The sequence below is a fragment of the Microbacterium sp. zg.Y909 genome (assembly GCF_024626565.1).
In genome coordinates, this window is record NZ_JANJFJ010000180.1 from 1 (window position 1) to 8,945 (window position 8,945).

The 8,945-nt window shown below is 72.1% G+C and carries 8 protein-coding genes; 4 read left to right on the top strand and 4 right to left on the bottom strand.

All coding sequences use genetic code 11. The features are described 5' to 3' along the window. Window positions 1-894 (bottom strand): 7,8-didemethyl-8-hydroxy-5-deazariboflavin synthase CofG (gene cofG, locus NQ160_RS13360; protein ID WP_257515709.1); only part of this gene is annotated, 894 nt, incomplete at its 3' end. Window positions 895-989: 95 nt separating this feature from the next. On the opposite strand from cofG, the gene NQ160_RS13365 reads away from it, so the two are divergent. After that, window positions 990-1,481: a hypothetical protein gene (locus NQ160_RS13365; protein ID WP_257515710.1), complete on the top strand. Its 492-nt coding sequence runs from the start codon at window positions 990-992 to the stop codon at window positions 1,479-1,481. A gap of 23 nt (window positions 1,482-1,504) precedes the next feature. Here the strand turns inward: NQ160_RS13365 and NQ160_RS13370 are convergent, their stop codons facing one another. Continuing rightward, entirely contained in the window at window positions 1,505-2,332 is an 828-nt protein-coding gene (locus NQ160_RS13370) for an ABC transporter permease (RefSeq protein WP_257515711.1), read from the bottom strand. Continuing rightward, window positions 2,329-3,294, bottom strand: coding sequence for an ATP-binding cassette domain-containing protein (locus tag NQ160_RS13375; protein ID WP_257515712.1), 966 nt, complete (start codon window positions 3,292-3,294; stop codon window positions 2,329-2,331). The genes NQ160_RS13370 and NQ160_RS13375 overlap by 4 nt, the downstream gene beginning before the upstream one ends. A 71-nt stretch (window positions 3,295-3,365) precedes the next feature. On the opposite strand from NQ160_RS13375, the gene NQ160_RS13380 reads away from it, so the two are divergent. The 3 genes from NQ160_RS13380 to NQ160_RS13390 are packed head-to-tail and all read left to right on the top strand — an operon-like array spanning window position 3,366 to window position 7,032. Beyond that, window positions 3,366-4,430, top strand: coding sequence for an enoyl-CoA hydratase/isomerase family protein (locus NQ160_RS13380; protein ID WP_257515713.1), 1,065 nt, complete (start codon window positions 3,366-3,368; stop codon window positions 4,428-4,430). 47 nt (window positions 4,431-4,477) lie between these two features. Beyond that, window positions 4,478-5,404 carry a J domain-containing protein gene (locus tag NQ160_RS13385; protein WP_257515714.1) on the top strand — a complete coding sequence of 309 codons (927 nt, stop codon included), beginning with the start codon at window positions 4,478-4,480 and terminating at the stop codon, window positions 5,402-5,404. 38 nt (window positions 5,405-5,442) lie between these two features. Further along, window positions 5,443-7,032: an SLC13 family permease gene (locus tag NQ160_RS13390; protein WP_257515715.1), complete on the top strand. Its 1,590-nt coding sequence runs from the start codon at window positions 5,443-5,445 to the stop codon at window positions 7,030-7,032. 14 nt (window positions 7,033-7,046) lie between these two features. On the opposite strand, the gene NQ160_RS13395 is transcribed toward NQ160_RS13390, so the two are convergent. After that, window positions 7,047-8,879 (bottom strand): D-alanyl-D-alanine carboxypeptidase family protein, encoded by a 1,833-nt coding sequence (locus NQ160_RS13395; protein WP_257515716.1) that lies wholly within the window; start codon window positions 8,877-8,879, stop codon window positions 7,047-7,049. Window positions 8,880-8,945 lie beyond the last annotated feature (66 nt).

Sequence of the window (8,945 nt, forward strand, 5' to 3'; positions counted from 1 at the left end):
CGCGACATACTCCCGCAGGTCCGCGTCCGGTGCGGACTGCGCCGCCGTCTGCGGCTTGGCGCGGAAGTTCTGCACGATCACCTCCTGCACGTGCCCGTGGCGCTCGTGCGCGTCGCGGATGGCCACGAGCGACTCCGCCCGGTCCCGCAGCGTCTCGCCGATGCCGACGAGGATGCCGGTGGTGAACGGCACCCGCGCCCGGCCGGCGTCGTCGATGACCCGCAGCCGCACGGCGGGGTCCTTGTCGGGCGAGCCGAAGTGCACCTGCCCGGGCTCGGTGTACAGGCGGGTCGAGGTGGTCTCGAGCATCATGCCCATCGAGGGGGCGGTCGGCCGCAGCGCCAGGATCTCCTCGTAGCCCATGACCCCGGGGTTCAGATGCGCGAGCATGCCGGTCTCGGCCGTGATGAGCCGGGCCATCGCGCCGACGTAATCCAGCGTCGAGGTATAGCCGTGGTCGTCGAGCCAGGCGCGCGCGGCGGGCCAACGGTCCTCGGGGCGGTCGCCGAGGGTCAGCAGCGCTTCTTTGCATCCGTGCGCCTGCCCCTGCCGCACCACCGACAGCACCTGAGCCTCGGTCATGTACAGCGGCTTGTGTCGAGCGGCCAGCTGGCCCGGCGTGTCGACGAACACGCAGTAGTGGCAGCGGTCGCGGCACAGGGTCGTCAGCGGAACGAAGACCTTGCGGGAGTAGGTGATGACACCAGGGCGACCGGATGCCGCCAGGCCCTCGTCGCGCAGTCGCGCCGCGAGGTCGAGCAGCCGGTCGAACGCCTCACCCGACGCCTGCAGCAGCACCTCGGCGTCGTCGGCGTCGAGCAGGGCGCCGGAAGCCGCTCTGTCGAGGGTGTCATGGACTGTCGCCGCCGAGGAAGCGGGCTGCGCAAGGGTCACCGCCCCAGTCTTGCACCGCCTACGCGCGCGAGGCCCGGCAGATCGTTGCCGTCCCGTAAGCAAACCCTGACCGTGACGCTGGCAGACTGGAGCACATGGTGACGTTGCTCCTGGACTCGACCCGCCTCGAAGTGGTGCTGTCGGGGACCGAGCGCGCCCTCGCATTCCGCAAGGGGAATGTGATCGTCGAACGCGACACGATCGCCAAGGTGCAGCTCATCGACGACCCGTGGACGTGGTTGCGCGGCATCCAGAGCCCCGGCACGCGGTTTCCCGGGGTCGTCGCCATCGGCACCTGGAAGTCGGTCAACGGTGTGGACTTCGTCGTCGTCCGCCGTCACCTGCCCGGCGTCGTCATCGACCTCGAGGGGCACCCGGAGTTCCAGCGCGTGGTGCTCACCACGCGGCACGGCCTCGCGCTGGTGCAGGCGCTGCAGGTGGATGCCGGCGAGCACCCCGCCGACGTCGTGACTCTCGCCACGGCGGCGGTGCCGACCCAGCCCGAGGGCAAGCTCGCCGAGGGCGCCCGGACGACGCGTGCGCGCGCGCCGAAGCCGAAGCCCGCGGCCAAGCCCGCCACCGCCTAGCGGGCAGCAGCGTCCGAAGCGCGTCAGGCCACGTCGCGGCGCCAGCTGAAGAGGTATGCCAGCACCAGCAGCACCGCGGCGACGCCGAGCAGCACGAGGCCGCCCGCCCACCACTCGAGCATGTTGCCGCCGCCCGCGCCCATGATCACCTCGGCGTTGTACAGGCTCGCCCCCACGAGGGCGTCGGAAGCCGCGCCGGGGAGGAACCGCACCACGTCGCCGGCGCCCTCGACGAACGGCACCAGCGTGCGGGCGATCGGCTCGACGAACTGGGTGAAGACCAGCACGCCCACGATCGCGACGATCTGGTTGCGCACCAGCGCGCCCACGGCGATGCCGATGAACACCCACAGCACGAAGGCGGCGAGCATGCGCGCGACCATCGCCCATGTGTCGCTTTCGCCGAGTTGGGTGTCGACGCCCTGCACCGACAGCAGCACGGCCGAGGGGACCACCGACGACAGCACGCCGATCACGCCGTACATCAGGCCGAGGGCGACTCCCACGATGAGCTTCGCCGCCAGCACCCTGCCTCGGCGCGGCGTCGCCAGGAACGTGGGCGTGAGTGTCTGGTGGCGGATCTCGGTGGTCACCATGAGCGTGCCGATGAGGAGCGGGAACACGTACCCCATCGCGGTGGCGAGGCTGTAGAGCAGCGGGGGCAGGGTCTCGGCCGGCATCTGCGGGGCGTTCGCTCCACCCAGCTGGCCGGTGGCCGAGGCGGCGAAGAAGAACGCCAGAGCGGCGGCCGTCGACCCGACGTAGACGAGGAGCACGATCGCGAGGATCCACCAGGAGGAGGTGGAGAACTGCTTGGTGTTCTCGGATTTGACCGTGCCGACGAGGCTCATCGCGTGGCTCCTTCCGCCGCGGCGTCGACCGGCGGCTCCGCGGCCTCGCCGCCCGCACTGGCGTGCACCCGACGGCCGTCCGCGAGTTCGAGGAACACCTGCTCGAGCGAGGGGCCCTGGCGCTGCAGCAGCGACAGGGCGACGCCGGATTCCGCGGCGATGCGGCCGATCTCGGCGGGGTCCGCCACCGCGACCCGCAGTCCCGCGCGCAACGGCTCGGTGCCGATGCCGGCGGCGGCGAGGGCTGCCGCCAGTGCGCCGCGATCAGGGGCGTCGACGACGGTGGCATACTCCCTGGGGTCGACGAGGTCGTCGATCGTGCCCTGGAAGACCAGACGTCCTCGCGCGATCACCAGCAGCGAGTCGACCGTCTGCTGCACTTCGGACAGCAGGTGCGACGAGACGAAGACGGTGCGTCCCTCGCGGGCGAGCGCCTGCAGAAAATCGCGGATCCAGCGGATGCCCTCGGGATCGAGCCCGTTCGTCGGCTCGTCGAGCACGAGTACTCCCGGGTCGCCCAAGAGGGCTGCGGCCAGGCCCAGCCGCTGGCGCATGCCCAGCGAGTAGCCGCCGACCTTGCGCCCGCCGACATCGGCCAGTCCGACGAGCCCCAGCGTCTCGTCCACCCGCGAGACCGGAACGTCCGAGGCTTGGGCGAGGGCGGTCAGGTGGGCGGCGGCGGTGCGGCCGGGGTGGAAGCTCGACGCTTCGAGCGCCGAGCCCACGCTCCGCAGCGGCCGCTGCAGCTGCGCGTACGGAGTGCCGCCGATCGTGGCGGTGCCCTCCGAGGCGCGCACGAGGCCCAGCAGCATGCGCATCGTCGTGGTCTTGCCCGCGCCGTTGGGGCCGAGGAACCCCGTCACTCGACCGGGTTCGACGCGGGCCGTGAAGCGGTCGACGGCCGTCAGCGCGCCGAAGCGCTTGGTGAGGCCGGAGAACTCGAGCACCTGTCCGTCGGGCATGCGGGCAACCTCTCGTTTCGCCCCAGTCTGACGGGGATGGCCGGTGAATGCGAACCATATAACGTGAGGCTGTGACAGAGACCTCGCCCGAGACCCGCATCCGCGTGCAGCGCCGCCACGGAGTCGGCCATCTCACGCTCGACCGTCCGCGCGCCATCAACGCGCTCGACCTGGGCATGGTCGAGGACCTGCACGGCGCATTGGACGCCTGGCGGGAGGACCCCGACGTGGGGATCGTGCTGCTGGACGGCGCCGGCGATCGGGGGCTGTGCGCCGGCGGAGACGTGCGCGGACTGTACGAGCAGATCGTCGCGGGGCGCCCAGGGGACACGGCCCTGTTCTTCCGCGCCGAGTACGCGCTCAACGCCGCGATCGCCGAATACCCCAAGCCCGTGGTGGTGCTCGCCGACGGCATCACGATGGGCGGCGGCATCGGACTCGCCGGCCACGCCGCCGTACGCGTCGTCACGGAGCGATCCCGGCTCGCCATGCCCGAGACCCGCATCGGCTTCACCCCCGACGTCGGCGGCACCTGGCTGCTCGGCCGTGCGCCCGGCAGGCTGGGGGAGTACCTGGCGCTGACCGGCACGACGATGGATGCCGCGGATGCCATCCACGCCGGATTCGCCGATCATCTGGTGCCGTCAGAGCACCTGCCCGAGCTGCACCACGCACTCGAGACCCGGGCCGACCCCCACACCCCCACCGAGCTCGTCCTGCTCTTCGATGCCACGGCAGGGCCGTCCCGCCTGCAGGCGGACCGGGAGTGGATCGACGACGCCTTCGCCGGCGACACCGTGGCCGACATCGTCGCGCGCCTGCGGGCGCGGCCGGAGCCCGCGGCATCCGCCACCGCCGATGAGCTCGAGACGCTGTCGCCGACGGCGCTGACGGTCACCCTCGCCGCCGTCCGCCGCGCGCGCGGCCTGCCGGACCTCTGGGCCGCCCTCGCGCAGGAGTACGGCCTGGTGATGTGGTTCGCACAGACCCAGCCCGACCTCGTGGAGGGGATCCGCGCTCAGCTGGTCGACAAGGACCGCTCGCCCCGGTGGCATCCGGGCGCCCTCGCCGACGTCGACCCGGGAATCGCCGAGGAGGCGCTGGCGTTCGTCCCCGACGTGCCGCTGTGGAGCTGACGCCCGGGTTGCGCCGCTAGCCTGGATGGCCGACCCCGGGAGGGAACGTGTTCGACAGTCCGCTGTCCGCCTCGGCGTACGACGTGCTCGGCGTCGACCCCGCCGCCGACGACGAGGCGCTGCGCAAGGCGTATCGGCTGCGGCTGCGGCAGACCCACCCCGACACCGGCGGCGACGCCGCGGTGTTCGTGCAGGTGCAGCGCGCGTGGGAGCTCGTAGGCACCTCCGACGCCCGTGCCGCCTACGACCGCGGCCACGGCTTCGGCGCTGCCGCCGCCCCCGACTTCTCGGGGTGGAAGGCGCCGGCTGCGCGCACCGACACGCGTCCCCGCGCCCGCTCGTTCGGGCACCCCGGCGGGTGGCGGCGCGAGCGCTACCTGACCCTCATGCGGGAGTGGGTCGGCCGCGGTGTCGACCTTCCCGACCCTTACGACCCCGCGCTCGTGCGTACCGCGCCCCACGAGGTGCGGCGGCTGCTGGCCGACGCGCTCGCCGAAGAGGCGACCGCCCGCGTGGTCGCCGACCTCGGCATGGGCTACACCGTCTGGCACGACGTCTCGGCGCCCGCCCGCGGCGACCTCCCCGACGCCAAGCTCGACCACATCGTGCTCGGTCCGAGCGGGCTGTACGCGGTGCTCTCCGAGGACTTCGGCGGACCGGTGAGGGTGCGCCGCGGCGAACTCATCGGCGACGGCGTCGAGGGGTCGCCCGTGGCCGAGCTGGTCGCCCGCTCCCGCACCATCGCGCGCGCCGCGCGGGTGCGCTTCAGCGGGGCGCTGGTGGTGCTGCCAGATGACGACCTCGTGCAGCCGATCGAGGAGCTGGGAAAGGTACGGGGTCTGCCCGTCGCGGTGGTCTCGCGCAGCGCGCTGGCGACGGTGCTGCGTCGCGGCATGACCGGCGCCCGCGACATCGGCGGCAACGAGCTGTTCGACGTGCGCACGCGACTGCAGCGCACCGTGCGCTTCGTCTGAACCGCGCCCGCGAAAGGGCACCGGGGTACCGTTGACGGGTGGACCCCGTGATCGCGATCTTCGTCATCCTGGGACTGGCGATCATCGCCTTCGTCAGCGGCAAGGTGCCCCTGGCGATCGTAGCGATCGGCGTGACGCTGGCGCTGTGGGTGAGCGGCATCCAGTCCCTTCCCGAGGCGTTCGCCGGATTCGGTGACCCGACGGTCATCTTCATCGCCTCGCTGTTCGTCATCAGCGAAGGGCTGGACTCCACCGGGGTGACGGCCTGGGCCGGTCAGCAGGTCATCACCCGAGGGGGCACGCGGCCTCGGCGACTTCTGGTGATCATCGGCGCGATGTCGGCGGTGCTCACCGGGTTCATCAGCATCAACGGCGCCGTCGCGGCGCTGCTGCCGGTCGTGGTGGTGGTGGCGCTGCGCGCCGGCATCGTGCCCTCGAAGATGCTCATCCCGCTCGCCTTTACCGCCAGCGCCGGGTCGCTGCTCACCCTCACCGGCACTCCCGTGAACCCGGTGGTGTCGCAGCTGGCGGAGTCGGCAGGAGGTCGCCCGTTCGGCTTCTTCGAGTTCGCGCTCGCGGGGGTGCCTCTCGTCGCGCTCACGATCGCTCTGGTGGCGCTCCTCGGTCCGCGGCTGCTGCCCGACCGCACCGCCGACCGGTTCGACGCTGCGCCGGACCCCAGCGCCGCAGCGCAGGGTTGGCGGGAGAGTTACGCCGTCGACCTGTCCACGCGGAGCCTGTTCAGCGCGACGGACGGCGTGGTCGAGGTGATGGTGGCTCCCCGTTCCAACCTCATCGGGCGCACCGTCTGGTCGGGAATGACGACCCGCGATGAGAATCTCGTGATCCTCGCCGCCCGGCGGGGCACCACTCAGCCGCCCCACATCTCCCGCGACGGAACAGTGGGCGAGCTGACGCTGCAGGCGGGGGATGCCGTGCTGGTCCAGGGCCCATGGGCGGCACTGGAGCGCTACACCCGCTCGCCCGATGTGATCGCTGTGACGCCGCCGCAGGCACTGCGGCGCACCGTTCCCCTCGGAAACGGGGCCCGCCGGGCGCTGGCGATCATGGGGCTCATGGTGGCCCTGCTCGCCACCAACCTCGTGCCGCCCGCCGTGGCGGGGCTGCTCGCGGCCGGCGCGATGGTGCTGACCGGCGTCATGAGCATGCCGCAGGCCTATCGGGCCATCTCATGGACGACGGTCATCCTCATCGGGGGCATGGTGCCGTTGTCGTCCGCGTTCGTCTCGACCGGTGCGGCCGACGTCGTCGCCGAGCTGGTGCTGGGCTTCACCGGCGACGCCTCACCCCACCTCGCGCTGCTGGTGCTGTGCGTCGTGACGATCATCCTCGGTCAGTTCATCTCCAACGTCGCCACTGTGCTGGTGGTCGCCCCCATCGCCGTCTCCATCGCCGCGACGCTCGGCCTCAGCGTGCAGCCGTTCATGATGGCGCTGACCGTCGCCGGTGCGGCATCGTTCCTCACCCCGATCGCGACGCCGGTGAACCTCATGGTCATGCAGCCCGGCGGGTACCGCTTCGGGGACTACTGGCGCCTGGGTCTGCCACTGGCGCTGGTGTTCCTGGCCGTCGCGGTGCTCTACGTGCCGCTCATCTGGCCGTTCTGAGCATCGCGGCGCGATCAGCCTGCCAGGCCGAACAGCTGCAGCGGGTGGGTGAGCCGCCACCAGGCGCTCGGTCCCTCGATGGCATCGGCGAGACGCACATCGACCGTCGCGGTGTCGAGGGGTCCCGTCACCGTCAGGGTGCCGGCAGACGCCTTCGCCTCGCGGTCATCGCCGACGGCGAGGTCGGTGGTGACTTCCCCGGTGGCACCGTTCCACAGCACGACCGACGCGTCGGCGGCGGTGACGATGTCGACCCGCTCACCCCACGCCGTCGTCACCACGCCCGCGATCGTTCCGGCGGTCACCGCGGGCCGCTGCTGCAGTTCGGACTCGAGCTGCGCGAGCAGCTCGCGGGCCGCGACGTTGCGCTCCTCGCCGTCGAACTGCGCGAGGATCGATGCGAACAACCGCACCGGTGTCTCGCCGACGACGATGTCCTTGGCCACCAGCAGGTTGAAGTGCTGCCACAGCGCACCGGTCTTCACCCCGACGACGCCGGGATCCGCCAGCAGCGCATTGGTGTTCTCGATGAGCCCGGCGCCGGGCAGCTCCGCTGACGGCATCCGCACGATCTCGGCGATGACGGGGTTTGCCAGTGCCCGCTCCGCCAGCGCGATCAGTGCGGCGGGGTCTGCGGCGTTGTCGTCGCCGATGCCGCTCGGGTCGACGACGGTGATGCCGGTCAGACCCTGCTGCGCGAGCCAGGACTGCGCGGCGTCGGCGAAGACCCGGTTGCTCGGCCACAGCTCCGATGCGAGCCGGTCGGCGTAGTTGTTCGCCGAGGCGATGAGAATGCCCTGCAGCATCTGGTACTGCGTCAGCGTGCCGTCGACGGGCACGGGGAGGGCCGATTCGCCGCGTTCGCGGTACGCCCAGTACTCGCTCTGGTCGGCGTAGGTGAACCGGTACTCGGGGCCCTGCTCGCCGGGGGCGAGCGGCATCTCGTCGAGGATCATCAGCGACGTGACGACCTTCGTGAGGCTCGCGATGGAGCGGACGTCGGGTGACGAGGCGACCGTGCCGGTGATGCCGTCCACCCCCACCGCGGCGCTTCCGTCCTCTGGCCACGCCGGTGCGGCGGCGGGCGCCGAAAGCGGGGCGATGGTGGCGGCCGACACCTGCGGGGGCAGGGCGTGCAGCGGCCACAGCAGCGTGGTGAGCACATACAGGGTGATCACCGCGACGACGCTGAAGAGGGGCACGAGCACCGACGGACGCCACGGCGACCGTCGCGGCCGGCTGGCGAGCAGGTCGGTCTGCACCGTCGTGTAGGGGGAGGCGGCGGTGCCGAGACTCATGGCGGGGGATGCCGCGGCCACGACATCCTCGTCCACCCACGCGAGCGCGACCCGGCGGTGCGATGCGCTGGGGACAGGGGCTTCGGCAGGTGCGGGGGAGGTGGACGCCTCACCGGTCGCGGTCGCGGTCTCTTCGTCCGTGGGATCGATGGGCCCCGCCGGCGGCGTCGGCAGAGCGGATGCCGCGATGATGGCCGACGCCGGGACGGGACGTGCCGGCGCGAGGGGAGCGGCGTCGTCGTGACCGCTGCCGTCGCGGTCGATCACGGGACGGGCAGGCTCGCGCTCGGGCGCCACGTCGGTGGCTCCGTGCGCTGTGACGGCGGCATCCTCGTGCCGGCCCCCGGAGGTCGGTTCCGCGCCGGTGTCGCTGCTCGCCGCGGCGGACGGAGCCGCAGGGTCCGCCGGGGCAGGGGGTGCGCTGTCTTCGGCGGGGTCCGGTGCGGCCGCGTCGGGCGACGCACTGGCCGCGGCATCGGTCGATGCTGCGGCGCGCAGGCGCGCACGTCTTGCGCGACGCGTGAGCGGGGGGGCGTCCTCGGTGGTCACCTGCCAAAAATACCCTGCCCGCCCGTGGGTATACTCGACGCCACAACCACGGGAGTCCGGTGAGCC